Source organism: Nocardioides pinisoli (assembly GCF_024199985.1).
Lineage (GTDB): Bacteria > Actinomycetota > Actinomycetes > Propionibacteriales > Nocardioidaceae > Nocardioides > Nocardioides pinisoli.
Genome location: NZ_JANARS010000005.1, coordinates 177,633 through 194,585, shown reverse-complemented (window position 1 = coordinate 194,585; position 16,953 = coordinate 177,633). Strand labels below are relative to the sequence as shown.

Sequence of the window (16,953 nt, the reverse complement as noted above, 5' to 3'; positions counted from 1 at the left end):
GGGCCGCCGGGGAGGATCAGCGGGTGTTGGCGTCGATCGCCACGACAGCGGCCGACGGCGACCCGACCACGACGTCGCCCGTGGCTCCGGTGACGGTCACCAGCACCGTCTCGCGGCCCTCGGTGACGCTGTCGTCGAGGACCTGAACCGGGATGTAGCGTTCCTTCTGCCCGGGCGCGAAGGTCACCTGTCCCTGCGCGGCGACGAAGTCCTCGCCGGCCGTGGCGGTGCCGGCCTGCACGCTCCAGGAGACGTCCACGCCGGAGCCCGGCGCCGACTGCAGCTGCACCGGCACCCACACCGTGCGCGCGCGCTCCGCGGTGCGCTGGCGGATGCCGCCGAGGCGCACCTCGTTGCTGCTCAGCCACGCGACCCGCTTGGTCAGCCACTCGACGAGGAAGTCCACCTCGGCCTGGCGGCTGCCGCCGTGGTGGGTCCACTCCAGGTCGCCGGCCGCGTGCCACTGCGTCCAGTCGGACTCCGCTGCCGGCGCGGTCGTGGCCGCGGCACCGGGGATCTGGGAGATGACCTCACGCACGACCGGCCGCAGGCGGGCCCACCGGCTCTTGACCCGGGCGGAGAAGGCCGGGTCCTCCAGCATCCGGGCGATCCAGTGCCGGCCGACGCGCGTGTGCCAGGTGTCGGTCCGCGAGGAGCCCTTCCACCGCGTGCCGGCGCTGAGGTCGAAGTCCCACACGGGGCCGAAGACGAAGCGCTTGCCGGGCACCCAGCTGAAGTTGACGCTGGACTGGAAGTTGGAGTCCTGGTTGGCGAAGAGCTCCTCGACGAGGTACCAGTCGATGAGCTTGCGGACGTTGATGTAGGCGGCGTAGCCGGTCTCCGGGTCGGCGAAGTCGGGTCCGTAGAGGGCCCTCTCGAACCGCGACACCGCGCGGCGGACCTCGCGCCGCTGCTGCTTCGTGACCTCGTCGGGGTCCTTGAACGCCACGGGCGTCCTGCGGCGAGTGCGGAAGCCGGGCTCGTCGTCGCGCAGGTAGCGCTGGTTGATCTCGAGGAGGTAGCCGTCGTCGGGGAGGTCGACGCGTCCCTTGCCCTCCTCGACCTGCTCGGTGAGCATGTAGAGGCCCTGGGACTGGCCGTTGAGCACCACCTCGACGAAGCGGAAGCGCGGGGTCCACTTGAGGCGGGTCTGCGCGGCGATCGCGAAGGCGGCGGCCGTGCGCAGCGAGCTGCGGTCGGCGAAGCCCGCGAGGAGCACCCACTCGTCGTAGTCGCGCGACCCGACGAGCGCGGCGTCCTCCTCCAGCTTGAGCTTGTAGGGCTTCTTGGCCCAGCCCCAGGTCGAGTTGCCGCGTCCGCGCACCTCGGTGACGTGGGTGACGCCGTCGAGGGTGACCGTGCCGGGCACGTAGTCCTCGCGCCCGATCGCAGCACCCGCCGTGTCGATGACCAGCTGGGTCGGCGGGGCCGGCGGCCAGCCGATGACGGCGGCGGCGCGCTCGGTGGCTGCGGGGTCGGTGGCTGCGGGCTCCCGGCCCGATGCCGGGGCGAGCACGACGGTCGAGGCGGCGACGGCGAGTGCCGTCGCTGCGGACAGCTTCTTCAACACGGACATGGGTCTCCTCAGCCCGGTGTCCGGGCGACTGGGTCAGGCAGGCGGGGGTGAGACGTCGAGATCGAGCCCGAAGTTGTGCTCACTTCCCGGGACGGCTCCGAGGTCGAGCAGGTCGAGCGTCAGGTTGGCCAGGTCGCCGTTGCGGACCGGCTGGGGAGACTGTCCGTAGGTCGTGCGCTGCTTGCCGGGGTCGCGGAGGTCGTCGGGGTTGAGCTCGTAGAGGTCCGTGCCGGGCACCACGCCCGGACCGGCCACCATGAAGGCGACGCGGTAGTTGGCCAGGCGCCGGGGGTCGGAGTGGCCGTCGCCGAGCCCGCCGTGGTCGCTGGTCAGGATGATCGCGGTCCGTCCGACGAGCTCGGAGTCGGACCGCACCGCGTCGACGATGACCCCGACCAGCCGGTCGACCTGCTCCACGGCCTTCAGGTAGCGCGGTGACATGAAGCCGTGGTCGTGGCCCACGGCGTCGGGCAGCGAGAGGTGGACGAACCGGAAGGCGCGCTCGTGGTCGCGCAGGTCGCGCCGCACCGACCGGGTCAGCCGCGTGTTGTCGAGCTGGATGCGGGTGGTGTCGATGCTCAGCGGCCAGCTGCGCTTCCAGAGGGAGAACTTCGTCTTGCTCGCGAAGAGAGCGGTCGACCCGCCGGCCGCGCTGACCTGGGTGAAGACCGACTCGACGCGCTCGCCGGCCGCGGCCTGCACGGTGGCCGGCCGGCGGCGGTCGTCGTTCCAGGTCACGCCGTGGCCACCCGTGGCGGCCGCCACGCGTCGACCGGTGACCATGCCCGTGTGGTTGGGCAGGGTGATGGTGAGCTCGTGCTCGGTGCGGGCGTTGAGCGTCGAGGCGCCCGACTCCATCAGGTCGTGGATGCGGGGCGTGCGCTCGCGGCCGAGCTTGCCGAGGGCGTCGGTGTTGAGCCCGTCGACGGAGATCGCGACGACCGAGTCGATGGCGTTGTCGGCGGAGACGCGCTGGGTGCGGGGCGACGGGTCGCCGGACGGCACCTGGGCCGGGGCGGACGCGGGGCACAGCCCGATGGCCGAGCAGGCGAGCAGGGAGGCGATGACGGAACGCATGGTCACCCGGCGACCCTAACCCGGCGAGCGCCGTGTGACGGGGCCGACGCACGCGACCGCGTGACCGGTGACGGCCCGACCGCCTAGCCTTCCTCCTGTGCCGACGCCCACGCCGCGAGAGACCGCCGACGCCCCCATCGGCATCTTCGACTCAGGCTTCGGCGGGCTGACCGTGGCGCGGTCCGTCATCGACCAGCTCCCGCACGAGTCGGTCGTCTACCTCGGCGACACGGCCCGCCAGCCCTACGGCCAGAAGCCCATCGGCGAGGTCCGCGAGTACGCACTGGAGTGCCTCGACCACCTCTACGAGCAGGGCGTCAAGGCGCTGGTCATCGCCTGCAACTCCGCGAGCGCCGCCATGCTGCGCGACGCCCGCGAGCGCTACGACGTCCCCGTCGTCGAGGTGATCCTGCCCGCGGCGCGACGGGCGGCGGCCGCCACGCGCAACCAGCGGGTCGGCGTGATCTGCACCCGCGCCACCGCCAGCTCGATGGCCTACGACGACGCCTTCGCCGCCGCACCCCACCTCGACCTGCACATCCGGGCGTGCCCGCGCTTCGTCGACTTCGTCGAGCAGGGCGTCACCGGGGGCGACGAGCTGCTGGCCGCCGCTCACGACTACCTCGACCCGCTGGCCGAGGCCGGCGTCGACACCCTGATCCTCGGCTGCACCCACTACCCGCTGCTGACCGGCGTGATCTCCTACGTCATGGGCGACCAGGTCACCCTGGTCAGCTCGGCGGAGGAGTGCGCCAAGGACGTCTACAAGATGCTCGCCCGCACCGGCCTGATGCGTCCCGACGGCGAGGCGCGCTACACCTTCTCCACCACCGGCAGTCCCGACGACTTCGCCACGACCGGCCGCCGCTTCCTCGGCTCGGAGCTGCTCGGCGCGACGCAGTTCGCCGGGGGGCGCCGATGAGGCTCACCATCGTGGGCTGCTCGGGGTCCTACCCCGGCCCGGAGTCCGCGGCGAGCTGCTACCTCCTCGAGGAGGAGCACGACGGCCGCACCTGGCGCGTCCTGCTCGACCTCGGCAACGGGGCGCTCGGGCAGCTGCACCGCCACGCCGACCCCCTCGGCATCGACGCGGTGTTCATCAGCCACCTCCACGCCGACCACTGCCTCGACCTCTGCGGCTACTACGTGATGCGCAAGTACCACCCCACCGGCCCGCAGCCGCAGATCCCCGTCTGGGGCCCGGCCGGCACGGCCGAGCGGATGGCGCGGGCCTACGACCTGCCTCTCGACCCGGGCATGACGGAGGAGTTCGCCTTCCACGACCACCCCGGCGCCGGCGGGCCGGGGGTGGAGGTCGGTCCCTTCCGCGTGGAGGCACGGCAGGTGGTCCACCCCGTCACCGCCTACGCCCTGAGGGTCACCGCCGGCGGTCGCACGCTCGTCTACTCCGGTGACACGGGGCCGTGCCCGCAGCTCGACGAGGTCGCCGCGGGCGCGCACCTGCTGCTCGCGGAGGCGTCCTTCCGCACCGGCGACGACAACCCGCCCGACCTGCACATGACCGGCGCCGACTGCGGGCGCACGGCGGGGCGTGCCGGCGTCGGGCGGCTGGTGCTGACGCACGTCCCGCCGTGGCACGACCCGGGCGACGCCGAGGCCGAGGCCCGCGCCGAGTGGTCGGGTCCGGTCGAGCTGGCCCGCGCCGGGGCGACGTACGACGTCTAGGCGGGGCGCGGGAAGCGCCTCACACGAGGCCGGCGTCGTGCACGACCATCGCCACCTGCACGCGGTTGGTGGCGTCGAGCTTGGTCAGCAGGCGCGACACGTGTGACTTCACGGTGGGGATCGACAGGTAGAGCTCGGAGGCGACCTCGGAGTTGCTGAGCCCGCGCCCCACGCACACGGCGACCTCGAGCTCGCGCTCGGTCAGCACGGACAGCCGCTCGGCGGCGGTCGAGGTGCGGTCGCTCGGAGCCGTGCTGCGCAGCCGCGACACCAGGCTGCGCGTCGCCGACGGCGACAGCATCGCGTCGCCGGCCGCGACCGTCCGGATCGCCTCGACGATGTCACCGGGCGGGGTGTCCTTCAGGAGGAACCCGTCGGCGCCCGCCTCGACCGCCCGCAGCACGTGGTCGTCGGCGTCGAACGTGGTGAGCACGACGACCGCCGGGGGCGACGGCCGCGAGCACAGGAGACGGGTGGCCTCCAGGCCGTCCATCACGGGCATCCGGATGTCCATCAGCACGACGTCGGGCTCGTGCTCGGTGACCTGCGCCAGTCCGGCCGCGCCGTCGGGTGCCTCGCCGACCACCTCGATGTCGGACTGCCCGCCGAGCATCAGCGTCAGCGCCGAGCGGACCAGCGGGTCGTCGTCGACGAGCAGCACGCGGATCACGCGGTCCACGGTAGCCAAGCCTCCAGCACGAACCGCGACCCCTCCGTGCGCTGGTGCAGCCGCCCGCCACGCAGCTCGGTGCGCTCGCGCAGCCCGACCAGGCCCAGCCCCGCGCCGGGTGCGGCGCTCGGCCGGTCGCCCAGCGGGTTGCTGATGACCACGGTGATGCCGCCTCGCTCGTCACCGGACGAGCGGATCGCGACACCGACGCCGGGGGCGTGCTTGCGGACGTTGGTGATGCCCTCCTGGACGATCCGGTAGACCGTGCGCCCCGTCGCCGGGGGCACCGGGACTTCGCCGTCGACGTGGTCGGCCCAGTCGATGTCGAGGCCGAGCGACCTCGCCTCGTCGACGAGGGCGGTGATGTCGTCGTAGGTCGGCTGCGGCCGCGCGGTGGGCGGGCCCGCGTCGTCCTCGCGCAGCACGCCGAGCACGTCACGGAGCTCGTGGAGCGCGTCGTTGGCCTGCTGCTGGATCTGTCCGAGCCCCTCGCGGAGGCGATCGGCGTCGAGGTCGTCGCGGAACGCCAGCGCGCCCGCCTGCATCGAGACCTGGGTGATGCGGTGCGCCACCACGTCGTGCATCTCGCCGGCGATGCGCGCCCGCTCGGTCGAGCGAGCCTGGGTGAGTCGCAGCTCCTGCTCGAGCTCGGCCCGCTCGGCGCGGTTGCGGAGGTTCCAGAGCAGCTCGCGCCGCGAGCCGATGTAGAGGCCCCAGCCCATCATCCCGGCGTTGACGACGAGGTTGACCAGCGTGGTGACGAGGAAGTCGTCGTCCTCGATCGGCGCGAGCGTCGTCCACGTCTCGGCCGCGGCGAAGTTGGCGCTGCCGACCAGCACCACCTCGCGCCAGCGGCGCCGGGTGGCCACGGAGACCGCCGCGAGGGTCGCGGGGCCGGCGGCGATGCCGGAGAAGGCGCTCATCGCCGCGATGACCAGGGCCACGCGCACCGGCGCGCGCCGGCGGAAGTACACCAGGACGAAGGCGGCGAGGCCCAGCAGCACCTCGGCGGTGAGGAGCACCCGGTGGTCGCGCCACTCGGCCGCGGCGACGGTCTGCCAGACCGCGGCGGAGAACACGATGCAGAGCGCGTAGCGCCAGGCGTGCGACACCCACGTCAGCTCGGGCTGGGTGTCGGGTCGAGGGTCCACGGCGCTCAGGCTAGCGAGCACATTTCCTACTTTGGTCGCACCGAGATGTCCTCAGGGCCGATGCCAACGGCCGGTGGCCGGCCCGAAGGTGGGATGTACCAACCGCGTGGAGGGAGCTGCGCGGCGTGGGGCCGCGCACGACTGGACGGCCCCGCAGGGGTAGGGGCTCGCAGCCGGGTCCGGTGACACACGGGGGTGACCGGACCCGGCTCTGCCACGTCTAGGGTCGTGCCCATGACTTCTGCCCCCCGCGCCGACGGCCGCGCCGACGACGAGCTGCGCCCCATCACCATCACCCGCAACTGGCTCGACCACGCCGCGGGCTCGGTCCTGGTCGAGTTCGGCGGCACCCGCGTGCTGTGCGCCGCCTCCGCCTCCGAGGGCGTGCCGCGCTGGCGCAAGGGCTCCGGCCTCGGCTGGGTCACCGCCGAGTACGCCATGCTCCCCGCGGCGACCAACACCCGCTCCGACCGCGAGTCGGTCAAGGGCCGCATCGGCGGCCGCACCCACGAGATCTCGCGCCTGATCGGCCGCTCGTTGCGAGCCGTCATCGACTACCAGGCGCTCGGGGAGAACACCATCGTCCTCGACTGCGACGTGCTCCAGGCCGACGGCGGCACGCGCACCGCTGCGATCACCGGGGCCTACGTCGCCCTCGCCGACGCGGTCGCGCACCTGCGGTCCAGCGGCGCCCTGGCCGGCGAGCCTCTGACCGGCTCGGTCGCCGCGGTCAGCGTCGGCATCGTCGACGGCCTGCCGCGCCTGGACCTGCCCTACGTCGAGGACGTGCGCGCCGAGACCGACATGAACGTCGTGATGACGGGGGAGGGCAAGTTCGTCGAGGTGCAGGGCACGGCCGAGGGCGCCGCCTTCGACCGCGCCGAGCTCGACGCCCTGCTGGCCCTGGCGGAGAAGGGGTGCGCCGACCTGACGCGCCTGCAGCAGGAGGCGCTCGCCGGATGAAGATCTTCCTCGCCTCCGGCAACGCCAAGAAGATCGTCGAGATGCAGCGCATCCTCGCCGAGCACGTGCCCGGCATCGAGGTGCTCGGCATCGACGACGTCGACGGCTACGTGGAGCCGGTCGAGGACCAGCCGACGTTCGAGGGCAACGCGCTGCTCAAGGCGCGGGCCGGGGTCGCGGCCACCGGGCTGCCCTCCGTCGCGGACGACAGCGGCCTCTGCGTCGACGCGCTCAACGGGATGCCCGGCGTGCTGTCCGCCCGGTGGTCGGGCAGCTCCAAGGCCGTCGAGGGCGGACGCGACGCCCGCAACAACGAGCTGCTGCTCGACCAGCTCCACGACGTACCGGACGAGCGTCGCGGCGCGCACTTCACGTGCGCCGTGGCGTGGGTGATGCCCGACGGCCGGGAGCGGGTCGTCGAGGGCCGCATGGACGGCCGCATCATCCGCGAGGTCCGCGGCAGCGGCGGGTTCGGCTACGACGTCGTCTTCGTGGCGGTCGAGCACGACGCCGAGGACCTCACCTCGGCCGAGCTCGGCCCGGGGGAGAAGGACCTCATCTCGCACCGGGGCCGGGCGCTGCGCGAGCTCGCGCCCTACGTCGCCGCGGACCTCCTCGGTGAGGGGTCAGGCGACTGACGCCTCCTCGCGGGCCCCGACCTGCCTGCTGACCCACATGCCCCACAGGGCGGCGAAGAGGAACATGATCAGCGAGTAGACCGCCGCCGGCACCGAGATCTCGACCTCGTCGAGCACCTCGACCGCGACGAAGATCGCGAGCGTCGCGTTGTGCACCCCGACCTCCATCGACGACGCGATGGCCTGCGGCCCGGTGACCCCCATCGCCTTGGGCACGTAGTAGCCGACGACCAGGCTGATGGCGCAGAAGAGCGCGGCGATCAGGCCGACGTCGGCGAGGTAGTCGCCGACGTTCTCGCGCTGGTCGAGGAGGATGCCGAGCACGAGGATCGCGAGGATGACCGCCGACCCGATCCGCACGGGCTTGTCCATCCGACGGGCGAACCCCGGCGAGCGCCTGTTGACGAGCATCCCGATGCCGACGGGCAGCAGGATCAGCGCGAACACCTTGACGATCTCGACCAGCGGCATCGACACGTCGTCCTGGCGGTCGTAGTAGGCGATCGCGAGGCCGGTGATGAGCGGCAGCGTCACCACGGCGATGACGGTGTTGATCGCCGTGAGGGTGATGTTGAGGGCGACGTCGCCGCGGAAGAGGTGGCTGAACAGGTTGGCGGTCGTGCCGCCCGGCGAGGCCGCGAGCAGCAGCATGCCGATGCCGAGCAGGGCCGGGAGGTCGAAGAGCACCACCAGGCCGAAGCAGATCGCCGGCAGCAGCAGGATCTGGCACGCGAGCGCGACGGTCACGGCCCTCGGTGCCCGGGCGACCCGCCTGAAGTCGCCGACCGTCAGGTCCAGGCCGAGGCCGAACATGATGATGGCCAGCGCGAGCGGCAGTCCGACGGTGGTCAGCGCGGAGTCCATGCGCGGACCCTAGTGGTGACGGGGGTCACATGGGGCGGGACTCGCGACGGTGCCTGGGTCGACGTGCACGCGTAGGTGCAGCGAGCGGACTTCAAGCTCGGTGCCGAAGGCGGGATTCGAACCCGCACGCCCTGAGGCACGGCGTCCTAAGCGCCGCGTGTCTGCCGTTCCACCACTTCGGCAAGTGAGTTCCGGAAGTCTACGAAGTGGCGTTGACCGATCGGATGGCGGTGGCATGGCCCGAGAACTTGCCCCTGCTGCGACCTGCGAAGTTGTCGGTCTGGCGATGACAGTTGGGGCAGAGGAACCGCAGGTTGTCGATCCGGTTGTTGCGGTAGTCGCCGTCCACGTGATCGACCTCCAACGTCAGAGGCAACCCCTGCCAGTTGCCGTCGCAACCGCACGTCGCGCACGCGTAGCGCACGCCCGACTCGATCAGGGCCCGGGTGAGCAGCGGCGGTCTGGCCCGCGGAGATCCGGTGGGTAGTACGACCAGGACCTCCTCGGGACGCAGGCGTCGACTCGAGTGCGAGTTCGGGTTGTACAGACGGAAGTGCGAGGTGTCGATACCGAACGCCTTGATGGTCCGGCTGATGTGCGCGTGGGCGCCACCCGTCGGTCGTAGACCCAGATGACGCAGTACTCCCGCGACGGACGTTGACTCCCGCACGGCCAGTGTCAGGACCTCTTCGGTGTACTTACGCGGCGTCCCCATGCCGGGACACTATGAGCGGCCACCGACAGCGCGGCGTACGGCTCAGGCGAGGCCCAGGTCCTTGCGCAGCTTGGCGACGTGGCCGGTGGCCTTGACGTTGTACTGGGCGAGCTCGACGGCGCCCTCCTCGTCGATCACGAAGGTCGAGCGGATCACGCCCTCGACCTCCTTGCCGTAGAGCTTCTTGGTGCCGTAGGCGCCGTAGGCCCGGTGCACGGCCAGGTCCTCGTCGGACAGCAGCGTGAGGGTGAGGGCGTCGCGCTCGCGGAACTTCGCGAGCTTGGCCGGCTTGTCCTTCGAGACGCCGAGCACCTCGTAGCCCGCGCCGCGCAGCGAGTCGAGCGACTCGGAGAAGTCGCAGGCCTGCTTGGTGCAGCCGGGGGTCATCGCCGCGGGGTAGAAGTAGAGGATCACCTTCCTGCCGCGGAGGTCGGCCAGCGAGACCTGCTCCCCGGTGTCGGTGGTCAGGGTGAAGTCGGGGGCGGTGTCGCCGGCGGCGAGGCGGTCGGACATGCGGTCTCCTGTGCGCGGTCGGTCCGGACACGGCGGTCCGGCTGGTTGTTGCAACAGATGTGCAATAAGGTCGAGGTGTGCCGGCCCGGCATCGGGGGATCCGTGCCGGCCACCAGACATCCAACCAGTCCCACCCACCCCGCGAGCAGGAGCGACCACGTGCACGTGCCCGACGGCTTCCTCGACGCCCCCACGTCGCTGGCGACCGGGGCGGTGGCCGTGGCCGCGGTCGCCCTGTCCCTGCGCGGGGCACGTCGCGAGCTCGACGACCGTACGGCGCCGAGGGCCGGGCTGGTCGCGACCTTCGTGTTCGCCGCCCAGATGATGAACTTCCCCGTGGGCGCGGGCACCAGCGGACACCTGATGGGCGGCGCGCTGGCCGCCGTCCTGGTGGGGCCGTGGACCGCCGTGCTCTGCCTGTCGGTGGTGCTCGTCGTGCAGGCCCTGCTGATGGCCGATGGGGGCATCACGGCGCTCGGCACCAACATCACCCTCATCGGCATCGTGACCGTCGTCGTGGGCTGGGCGGTCTTCGTCCTCCTGCGCCGGGTGCTGCCCAAGCGGGTCTCCATGGTCGCGCCCGCTGCCGCGGTCGGCGGCTTCGTCAGCGTCCCAGTGGCCGCCCTGGTCTTCACCGCGCTGTTCTCGGTCGGCGGCAACGTCTCGGTCGACCTCGGTGCCGTCTTGACCGCGATGCTGGGCTGGCACGTCGTGATCGGCGTCGGCGAGGCGGTCGTCACCGGCCTGGTCGTCGGGAGCGTCGTCGCGACGCGCCCCGACCTCGTCCACGGCGCCCGTCCGCTCCTCGAGGAGCGCGATCTCGAGCTCCGGCCGGGACTCGTCCGATGAGCACCCGCCGGTTCTTCGCCGTCGCGCTCGTCGTGACCCTGCTCGTCGCCGGTGTCGCCAGCTACTACGCCAGCTCTCACCCCGACGGCCTCGAGTACGTCGCCGAGCAGACCGGCTTCATCGACTCCGCCGAGGACTCGGCCACGGCCGACAGCCCGCTGGCCGACTACCAGACCTCGGGCGTCGACGACGCCCGGATCAGCGGCGGCCTGGCCGGCGTGATCGGCGTGGTCGTGATGCTGCTGCTCAGCACCGGCCTGTTCTGGCTCGTACGACGCCGCGAGCCGCACGACGTCGACCATGGCGACGGGCACGACGCCGACCGCCACGCCCACCAGTCGGAGGCCTGATGGGCGCCGGGCACGGGCACCGGCTGCATTTCCACGGGCACAGCCCGGTGCACCGCGCGCCTGCGCACCTCAAGGTCCTCGCCCTGCTCGGCTTCATGCTCGTGGTCGTCGCGACCCCCCGCCAGGCCTACGCCGTGTTCGCCCTCGAGGCGGCCGTCCTGCTGGGCGTCGTCGCGCTCTCGCGGGTGCCGCTGCGCTACCTGCTGCCGCGCATGGTCGTCGAGCTGCCGTTCGTCGTCTTCGCGGTGCTGATGCCCTTCATCGCCCATGGGCCGCGGACCGAGGTGCTGGGCGTCAGCGTCTCCGAGCCCGGTCTCGTCGCCGGCGTCGCGCTGCTGGTCAAGGGCACCATCGGCGTCCTCGCCTCGCTCACCCTGGCCGCCACCACCGAGCCGCAGGACCTGCTCCGCGGGCTCCAGCGGCTGCGGGCGCCCGACCTGGTCGTGCAGATCATGGGCTTCATGGTCCGCTACCTCGACGTGGTCACCGCCGAGCTCGGCCGGATGATGACGGCGCTGCGCTCGCGCGGGTGCGACCCCCGCTCCCCGCGGCACTGGCCGGTGCTCGCACGCTCCCTCGGTGCCCTCTTCATCCGGTCCTACGAGCGCGGCGAGCGCGTGCACCTCGCGATGCTCGCGCGGGGCTACGACGGCAGGCTCCCGCAGGCGGACGGATCGTGACGACCCCCGTCCTGGACGTCCAGGGACTCGCGTTCGCCTACCCCGACGGCCACCAGGCCCTCTTCGGGGTCGACCTCCACGTGCACCGCGGCGAGCGGGTCGCGCTGCTCGGCCCCAACGGCGCCGGCAAGACGACCCTCGTGCTCCACCTCAACGGCATCCTGGCCGCGGGCCGTGGGTCGGTCTCGGTGAGCGGGCTCCCCGTCGTCAAGGAGCACCTCAAGGAGATCCGCCGCCGCGTCGGGATCGTCTTCCAGGACCCCGACGACCAGCTCTTCCTCGGCACGGTCCGCCAGGACGTCGCCTTCGGCCCTGCCAACCTCGGCCTCAAGGGTGCGGTCCTGGAGCGGCGCGTGATGGACGCGCTCGACCGGGTCGGGATGGCCGACTTCGTCGACCGGCCGCCGCACCACCTCTCCTACGGCCAGCGGCGCCGGGTGGCGGTCGCCACCGTGCTGGCGATGGAGCCCGAGATCCTGGTGCTCGACGAGCCGTCGTCCAACCTCGACCCGGCGTCGCGCCGCGAGCTCGCCGACATCCTGCGCAGCCTCGACGTGACCGTGCTGATGGTCACCCACGACCTGCCCTACGCGCTCGAGCTCTGCCCACGCAGCGTCGTGCTGAGCGAGGGGGTCGTGGTCGCCGACCGGCCCACCTTCGACGTCCTCACCGACGACGAGCTGATGGCCGCCCACAGGCTCGAGCTGCCCTGGGGGTTCGACCCACGGCGCATTGATAGCCTTCCCGGGTGACCCAGGACATGAGCGCGCTCGAGCGCGACATCGAGGAGACCCGCCAGCGGCTCGCCTCGACGATCGACCAGCTCGCCTACCGCGCCCACCCCAAGACGATCATCGGTCGGCAGGTGACGACCGTGAAGTCCCACTTCGTCGAGCTCGACACGGGTGCCCCGCGCACCGACAACATCCTCAAGGCGGCCGGCGCCGTCGTCGGGGTGGTCGTGCTCTTCGCCATCGTCCGCAGGGTCGCGAGCTGAGCGCGTCCGCCGGCAGCATGGCGAGCGGGGGCGGTGACCCGAAGGCCGCTCCCATCAAGATGCTGCACGACCGCCTGCTCGTCGAGGTCGACAAGGAGGCCGGGGAGCGGCGCTCCACCGGCGGCATCGTCATCCCCGCGACCGCGGCCATGGGCGCGCGCCGCCTGGCCTGGTCGCGGGTCATCGCGGTCGGCCCCCACGCCCGCGCGGTGGAGGTCGGCGACCGGGTGCTCTTCGATCCCGAGGACAAGGCCGAGGTCGAGGTCCACGGCGAGGTCTACGTCGTCATGCGCGAGCGTGACGTGCACGCCGTCGCCGCCGAGCGGCTCGAGGGCGGCTCCACCGGTCTCTACCTCTGATCCTGCCGCGGAGGCCGGTCCTAGGCTTCGCCCATGGCCTACCTCGTCAAGCAGTCCCACCGTGCTCCGGCGGTGACCTCCCCGGTGCCCGTCGACGAGTCGTTGCCACGCGCCTGCGTGATCGGCGCCGGCTCCTCGGGCATCGCCGCGGCCAAGCAGCTCCACATGGCCGGGATCGGGTTCGACTGCTTCGAGATGGGCAGCGACATCGGCGGGACCTGGGTCCTCGACAACTCCAACGGGCAGTCGGCCTGCTACGACACGCTCGAGATCAACACCTCGTGCCCGCGGATGGCGTTCTCCGACTTCCCGATGCCCGCCGACTACCCGCCCTACGCGCGGCACGACCAGGTGCACGCCTACTTCGAGCAGTACGTCGACCACTTCGGGTTCCGCGACGCCATCACCTTCGACACGACGGTCGAGGACGTGTCGCGGTCGGCCGATGGCCGCTGGGACGTGCGGATGACCGGGCCGCACGGCACCGAGACCCGCACCTACGACGCGGTCCTCGTGGCCAACGGCCACCACTGGGACCCGCGCTGGCCCGAGCCGGCGTACCCCGGCACCTTCGACGGCGAGCAGATGCACTCCCACGACTACCGCTCGGGCGAGCAGCTCGACGGTCGCGACGTCGTGGTGGTGGGTGCCGGCAACTCGGCGATGGACATCGCGGTCGAGTCCTCGTTCCGCGCGCGCACGACGACGTGGTCCGTGCGCCGCAGCGAGTGGGTGCTGCGCAAGTTCCTCCTCGGCAAGCCGAGCGACCAGGTCGCCCTGCCGGGGTGGATGCCCTGGTGGGTGACCGCCGCTCGGCTGCGGATCGGCGCGACCTACGCCGGCAGCATGACGAAGTACGGGCTGCCGGCGCCGACCCACAAGCCGGGGCAGTCGCACCCCGTCCAGTCCGACCAGATACGCGAGCGCCTCGCCGCGGGCGCCGTGACCGCGCGGCCCGGCATCGAGCGCCTCGACGGCGACCGGGTCGTCTTCGTCGACGGCACGACCGCACCGGCGGACCTGATCGTGTGGGCCACCGGCTACCGGGTGACGTTCCCGTTCCTCGCTCCCGGCCTCGTCTCCGCGGAGGACAACGAGCTGCCCCTGTGGAAGCGCACCGTCCACCCCGACCTCCCCGGCCTCTACTTCATCGGCCTCGTGCAGGCCATCGGTGCGGTGATGCCGATCGCCGAGGCGCAGTCGGCGTGGGTGGCCGACACGCTCGCCGGTCGCTACGTGCCGCCCGCGGACGACGTCGTACGACGCCAGATGGCGGCCGAGCACCGCCGGGACAAGAAGCAGTTCTACGCCTCGCCGCGCCACACCATGGAGGTCGACTTCGACCACTACCTGTGGGACCTCGATCGCGAGCGCAGGGCCGGTCGAGCGCGCGCGGAGACCCGCAGCGCCGCGGCCGACCCCGCCGCGCCCGTGCCGGCGCCGCGCAGCAGGGGAGTGCGGCCCACGATCGCGCGCGTCCTGCTCGGTGCGGCCCGGTGGCGGACCGTCGGCGACGTGCCGCAGCGCGGCGTCCTGGTCGGTGCGCCGCACACCTCCAACTGGGACTGGGTCCTGACGATCCTGCTGGCCTGGACCTACGGCATCACCATCCGGCTGCTGGTCAAGAAGGAGCTCTTCGTCGGCCCTCTGGGGTGGCTGCTGCGTCGCACGGGAGCGGTGGAGCTGGACCGCAGGAACCCCGGCGGCACGATCAAGGAGCTGCTGGCCGAGTCCGAGGGCGACGCCCCGTGGCTCATCGGCCTCGCTGCGGAGGGGACCCGCTCGCGGGGGACGCACTGGAAGTCGGGCTTCTACCGGATCGCCCAGCAGACCGGCCTGCCGATCACCCTCGCCTTCATCGACGCCCCGTCGCGCACGGTCGGCTGGGGACCCACGTTCCGACCCACGGGTGACGTGCAGGCCGACATGGACCTCGTGCGGGGGTTCTACGCGGACAAGACCGGCATCAAGCCGGAGAACTTCACGCCTCCGCGGCTGCGCGAGGAGGGCCCGGCCTGAGCCGACGACACGCCCATCCGGGTGTGGCTCGGTGTCGCTCGGCAACCGTGAAGGCTACGTTGAGGGTTCAACCGAAGGGAGCATGCAATGGCATTTCTGCTGTGGATCCTCGCCGTCATCCTCGTGGTGTCCGGCATTGTCTCGTTGATCAGGGGTCAGATGCTCTGGGGCATCGTGCTCATCATCGTCGGGCTGCTCGTCGGCCCCGGCGGAGTCAGCCTGTTCACGTAGCAGCACCCTGCGGGAGGAAGTACGACGAAGGGCCGGTCCGCCAGGACCGGCCCTTCGTCCGTCGCCCGGGACCTCAGAGAGGCGGGGGTGGCGCCGGCGCGCCCCGAGGCGGGGCGATCTTCGTGGCCAGCGCGTGCTCGGGCAGGCGTGTCTCCCCGGGCTCGGCGGACCCGCCCACGGGCTCGCGATGCGGAGCGGGGTCCCAGCCGGCGTCGACCACCCGCTTCTGCCACAGGACGGCGGCGCCGAGGATGCCCGCGCCGACGAGGACGATGAGGGCGATGCCCGGTGAGCCGAGGAGCGCCGGGTAGCCGGTCGCGATGCCGACCCACCCGAAGTCGGTGTCGCCGAAGGTGGTGTTCGCGTCCCCGAAGTCGCCGAGCACCTGCAGCAGGAGGGCCGGCAGGAAGGTGATCAGCAGCCCGTTGATGAAGCCGCCCAGCACGGCGCCGACCCGTCCGCCCGATGCGTTGCCGTAGACGCCGGCGGCGCCGCCGGTGAAGAAGTGCGGCACCAACCCGGGCAGGATCAGCGCCAGACCCAGCCAGGGGTTGAGCCACACCGAGAGCACCGCCAGCCCGATCAGGCCGCCGGCGAAGCTCGACAGGAAGCCCAGGAGCACGGCGTTCTGGGCGTAGGGGAACACGATCGGCGCGTCGAGGGCCGGGATGGCCCCCGGCACGGCCTTGGCCGCGATGCCCTGGAAGGCCGGGACGAGCTCGGCCAGGATGGTCCGGACGCCGAAGAGGATGACCGCGACCGCCACACCGAACTGCAGGCCCTGGGTCACCGACTGCATCACGTAGTCGCCCACGCCGGTGGCCCCTCCCTCGAAGGCCTGGAAGGCGGTCTCCTCGCCGCGGCGGGCCAGGAAGGCCACCGCCAGCACGACGTACATGATCACCATCGACAGGGCGGTCGCGACCATCGAGTCGCGCAGGAACCGCAGGGACTCGGGCAGGCGGAGGTCCTCCGTCGAGCGGCTGTTGCGGCCGACCTTGCTGCCGACCGCGCCGGCGGCGACGTAGGCCGCGGTGCCGAAGTGGCCGATGGCGATGCTGTCGTCACCGGTGATCCGGCGCGTCCACGGGTGGGCGAAGGCGGGCAGCGCGACCATGAGGATCCCGAGCACCAGCCCGCCGAGCCCGACGACGACGGCGGGGGCGTAGTCGGCGGAGGCGAGGACGATGGTGAGCAGGGTCGCCATGAAGAGCATGTGGTGACCGGTGAGGAAGACGTAGCGCAACGGCGTGAACCGGGCGAGCACGAGGCTCACCGCGAACCCGAGGATCATCAGCCACGACACCTGCGCGCCGTACTCAGCCTGGGCGATGCCGGCGATCGCCTCGTTGGTCGGCACGACGCCCTGCGCTCCGGTCGCACCCTGGATCATCACCCCCAGTGGGGCGAGCGAGGCCACGACCAGGGTGGCGCCGGCGCCGATCAGGAGGAACCCGAGGGTGGCCTTCAGGGCGCTGCCGACGACCTGCCCGACCGGGCGACGGAGCGCCGCGAGCCCCACGGCGGTGATGATGCCGATGAGGAAGGCCGGGACGCTGAGGACCTCGTTGACGACGAATTGCGCCGCGCTCAGAAGCCAGTCCATGTCGATCTC

At 72.1% G+C, this 16,953-nt stretch carries 20 protein-coding genes and 1 tRNA gene; 12 read left to right on the top strand and 9 right to left on the bottom strand.

What is annotated here, in order from left to right; all coding sequences use genetic code 11:
• Window positions 1-16: 16 nt before the first annotated feature.
• Window positions 17-1,576, bottom strand: a complete 1,560-nt coding sequence (locus NCI01_RS12700; RefSeq protein WP_254181850.1) for a CotH kinase family protein — start codon at window positions 1,574-1,576, stop codon at window positions 17-19.
• 33 nt (window positions 1,577-1,609) lie between these two features.
• A complete protein-coding gene (locus NCI01_RS12695) occupies window positions 1,610-2,653 on the bottom strand; it encodes an alkaline phosphatase family protein (RefSeq protein ID WP_254182100.1) in 1,044 nt (347 codons plus the stop codon).
• A 97-nt stretch (window positions 2,654-2,750) separates the two neighbouring features.
• On the opposite strand from NCI01_RS12695, the gene murI reads away from it, so the two are divergent.
• Window positions 2,751-3,575, top strand: a complete 825-nt coding sequence (gene murI, locus NCI01_RS12690) for a glutamate racemase (protein ID WP_254181849.1) — start codon at window positions 2,751-2,753, stop codon at window positions 3,573-3,575.
• Window positions 3,572-4,339, top strand: a complete 768-nt coding sequence (locus NCI01_RS12685) for an MBL fold metallo-hydrolase (protein ID WP_254181848.1) — start codon at window positions 3,572-3,574, stop codon at window positions 4,337-4,339. Before murI ends, NCI01_RS12685 begins: the two co-directional genes overlap by 4 nt.
• A gap of 19 nt (window positions 4,340-4,358) precedes the next feature.
• Here the strand turns inward: NCI01_RS12685 and NCI01_RS12680 are convergent, their stop codons facing one another.
• Both NCI01_RS12680 and NCI01_RS12675 read right to left on the bottom strand, forming a co-directional pair.
• Window positions 4,359-5,018 (bottom strand): response regulator, encoded by a 660-nt coding sequence (locus NCI01_RS12680; RefSeq protein ID WP_308213218.1) that lies wholly within the window; start codon window positions 5,016-5,018, stop codon window positions 4,359-4,361.
• The gene (locus tag NCI01_RS12675; protein WP_254181847.1) at window positions 5,006-6,160 is read right to left on the bottom strand and encodes an ATP-binding protein; all 1,155 of its coding nucleotides are present in this window, start codon (window positions 6,158-6,160) and stop codon (window positions 5,006-5,008) included. The genes NCI01_RS12680 and NCI01_RS12675 overlap by 13 nt, the downstream gene beginning before the upstream one ends.
• 234 nt (window positions 6,161-6,394) lie before the next feature.
• Here NCI01_RS12675 and rph point away from each other — a divergent pair, with 234 nt between their 5' ends.
• Together rph and rdgB are read left to right on the top strand one after the other, a co-directional pair.
• Entirely contained in the window at window positions 6,395-7,123 is a 729-nt protein-coding gene (gene rph, locus NCI01_RS12670; protein ID WP_254181846.1) for a ribonuclease PH, read from the top strand.
• The gene (gene rdgB / locus NCI01_RS12665; protein ID WP_254181845.1) at window positions 7,120-7,761 is read left to right on the top strand and encodes an RdgB/HAM1 family non-canonical purine NTP pyrophosphatase; all 642 of its coding nucleotides are present in this window, start codon (window positions 7,120-7,122) and stop codon (window positions 7,759-7,761) included. Before rph ends, rdgB begins: the two co-directional genes overlap by 4 nt.
• Here rdgB and NCI01_RS12660 read toward each other — a convergent pair.
• The 4 genes from NCI01_RS12660 to bcp form a co-directional block, all read right to left on the bottom strand.
• Window positions 7,750-8,625, bottom strand: coding sequence for a bile acid:sodium symporter family protein (locus tag NCI01_RS12660; RefSeq protein WP_254181844.1), 876 nt, complete (start codon window positions 8,623-8,625; stop codon window positions 7,750-7,752). The genes rdgB and NCI01_RS12660 overlap by 12 nt on opposite strands.
• Before the next feature lie 101 nt (window positions 8,626-8,726).
• Window positions 8,727-8,807: transfer RNA gene (locus NCI01_RS12655), tRNA-Leu, on the bottom strand.
• Between the two features lie 17 nt (window positions 8,808-8,824).
• Complete coding sequence (locus NCI01_RS12650) at window positions 8,825-9,340, bottom strand: HNH endonuclease signature motif containing protein (protein ID WP_254181843.1); 516 nt, start codon at window positions 9,338-9,340, stop codon at window positions 8,825-8,827.
• A 42-nt stretch (window positions 9,341-9,382) separates the two neighbouring features.
• A complete protein-coding gene (gene bcp / locus NCI01_RS12645; RefSeq protein ID WP_254181842.1) occupies window positions 9,383-9,853 on the bottom strand; it encodes a thioredoxin-dependent thiol peroxidase in 471 nt (156 codons plus the stop codon).
• Window positions 9,854-10,012: 159 nt separating this feature from the next.
• Here bcp and NCI01_RS12640 point away from each other — a divergent pair, with 159 nt between their 5' ends.
• The 8 genes from NCI01_RS12640 to NCI01_RS12605 all read left to right on the top strand — a co-directional run bounded on the left by NCI01_RS12640 (window position 10,013) and on the right by NCI01_RS12605 (window position 15,338).
• The gene (locus tag NCI01_RS12640; RefSeq protein WP_254181841.1) at window positions 10,013-10,702 is read left to right on the top strand and encodes an energy-coupling factor ABC transporter permease; all 690 of its coding nucleotides are present in this window, start codon (window positions 10,013-10,015) and stop codon (window positions 10,700-10,702) included.
• Window positions 10,699-11,052, top strand: coding sequence for a PDGLE domain-containing protein (locus tag NCI01_RS12635; RefSeq protein WP_254181840.1), 354 nt, complete (start codon window positions 10,699-10,701; stop codon window positions 11,050-11,052). Before NCI01_RS12640 ends, NCI01_RS12635 begins: the two co-directional genes overlap by 4 nt.
• The gene (gene cbiQ, locus NCI01_RS12630) at window positions 11,052-11,732 is read left to right on the top strand and encodes a cobalt ECF transporter T component CbiQ (RefSeq protein WP_254181839.1); all 681 of its coding nucleotides are present in this window, start codon (window positions 11,052-11,054) and stop codon (window positions 11,730-11,732) included. Before NCI01_RS12635 ends, cbiQ begins: the two co-directional genes overlap by 1 nt.
• Window positions 11,729-12,484 (top strand): energy-coupling factor ABC transporter ATP-binding protein, encoded by a 756-nt coding sequence (locus NCI01_RS12625; RefSeq protein ID WP_254181838.1) that lies wholly within the window; start codon window positions 11,729-11,731, stop codon window positions 12,482-12,484. Before cbiQ ends, NCI01_RS12625 begins: the two co-directional genes overlap by 4 nt.
• A complete protein-coding gene (locus NCI01_RS12620) occupies window positions 12,481-12,729 on the top strand; it encodes a DUF3618 domain-containing protein (protein WP_254181837.1) in 249 nt (82 codons plus the stop codon). Before NCI01_RS12625 ends, NCI01_RS12620 begins: the two co-directional genes overlap by 4 nt.
• A 17-nt stretch (window positions 12,730-12,746) precedes the next feature.
• The gene (locus NCI01_RS12615; protein WP_254181836.1) at window positions 12,747-13,088 is read left to right on the top strand and encodes a GroES family chaperonin; all 342 of its coding nucleotides are present in this window, start codon (window positions 12,747-12,749) and stop codon (window positions 13,086-13,088) included.
• Window positions 13,089-13,121: 33 nt separating this feature from the next.
• On the top strand, window positions 13,122-15,107 hold the full coding sequence (locus NCI01_RS12610) for an NAD(P)-binding domain-containing protein (RefSeq protein WP_254181835.1): 1,986 nt from the start codon (window positions 13,122-13,124) through the stop codon (window positions 15,105-15,107).
• A gap of 87 nt (window positions 15,108-15,194) precedes the next feature.
• Window positions 15,195-15,338, top strand: coding sequence for a GPGG-motif small membrane protein (locus tag NCI01_RS12605; protein WP_186340748.1), 144 nt, complete (start codon window positions 15,195-15,197; stop codon window positions 15,336-15,338).
• A gap of 73 nt (window positions 15,339-15,411) precedes the next feature.
• On the opposite strand, the gene ulaA is transcribed toward NCI01_RS12605, so the two are convergent.
• Window positions 15,412-16,944, bottom strand: a complete 1,533-nt coding sequence (ulaA, locus tag NCI01_RS12600; RefSeq protein WP_308213217.1) for a PTS ascorbate transporter subunit IIC — start codon at window positions 16,942-16,944, stop codon at window positions 15,412-15,414.
• Window positions 16,945-16,953 lie beyond the last annotated feature (9 nt).

Coding starts and splice junctions, on each gene's coding strand:
- NCI01_RS12700 (WP_254181850.1), bottom strand. CDS start 1,576: ATGTCCGTGTTGAAGAAGCTGTCCGCAGCGACGGCACTCGCCGTCGCC.
- NCI01_RS12695 (WP_254182100.1), bottom strand. CDS start 2,653: ATGCGTTCCGTCATCGCCTCCCTGCTCGCCTGCTCGGCCATCGGGCTG.
- NCI01_RS12685 (WP_254181848.1), top strand. CDS start 3,572: ATGAGGCTCACCATCGTGGGCTGCTCGGGGTCCTACCCCGGCCCGGAG.
- rph (WP_254181846.1), top strand. CDS start 6,395: ATGACTTCTGCCCCCCGCGCCGACGGCCGCGCCGACGACGAGCTGCGC.
- rdgB (WP_254181845.1), top strand. CDS start 7,120: ATGAAGATCTTCCTCGCCTCCGGCAACGCCAAGAAGATCGTCGAGATG.
- NCI01_RS12660 (WP_254181844.1), bottom strand. CDS start 8,625: ATGGACTCCGCGCTGACCACCGTCGGACTGCCGCTCGCGCTGGCCATC.
- NCI01_RS12650 (WP_254181843.1), bottom strand. CDS start 9,340: ATGGGGACGCCGCGTAAGTACACCGAAGAGGTCCTGACACTGGCCGTG.
- bcp (WP_254181842.1), bottom strand. CDS start 9,853: ATGTCCGACCGCCTCGCCGCCGGCGACACCGCCCCCGACTTCACCCTG.
- NCI01_RS12635 (WP_254181840.1), top strand. CDS start 10,699: ATGAGCACCCGCCGGTTCTTCGCCGTCGCGCTCGTCGTGACCCTGCTC.
- cbiQ (WP_254181839.1), top strand. CDS start 11,052: ATGGGCGCCGGGCACGGGCACCGGCTGCATTTCCACGGGCACAGCCCG.
- NCI01_RS12615 (WP_254181836.1), top strand. CDS start 12,747: ATGGCGAGCGGGGGCGGTGACCCGAAGGCCGCTCCCATCAAGATGCTG.
- NCI01_RS12610 (WP_254181835.1), top strand. CDS start 13,122: ATGGCCTACCTCGTCAAGCAGTCCCACCGTGCTCCGGCGGTGACCTCC.
- NCI01_RS12605 (WP_186340748.1), top strand. CDS start 15,195: ATGGCATTTCTGCTGTGGATCCTCGCCGTCATCCTCGTGGTGTCCGGC.
- ulaA (WP_308213217.1), bottom strand. CDS start 16,944: ATGGACTGGCTTCTGAGCGCGGCGCAATTCGTCGTCAACGAGGTCCTC.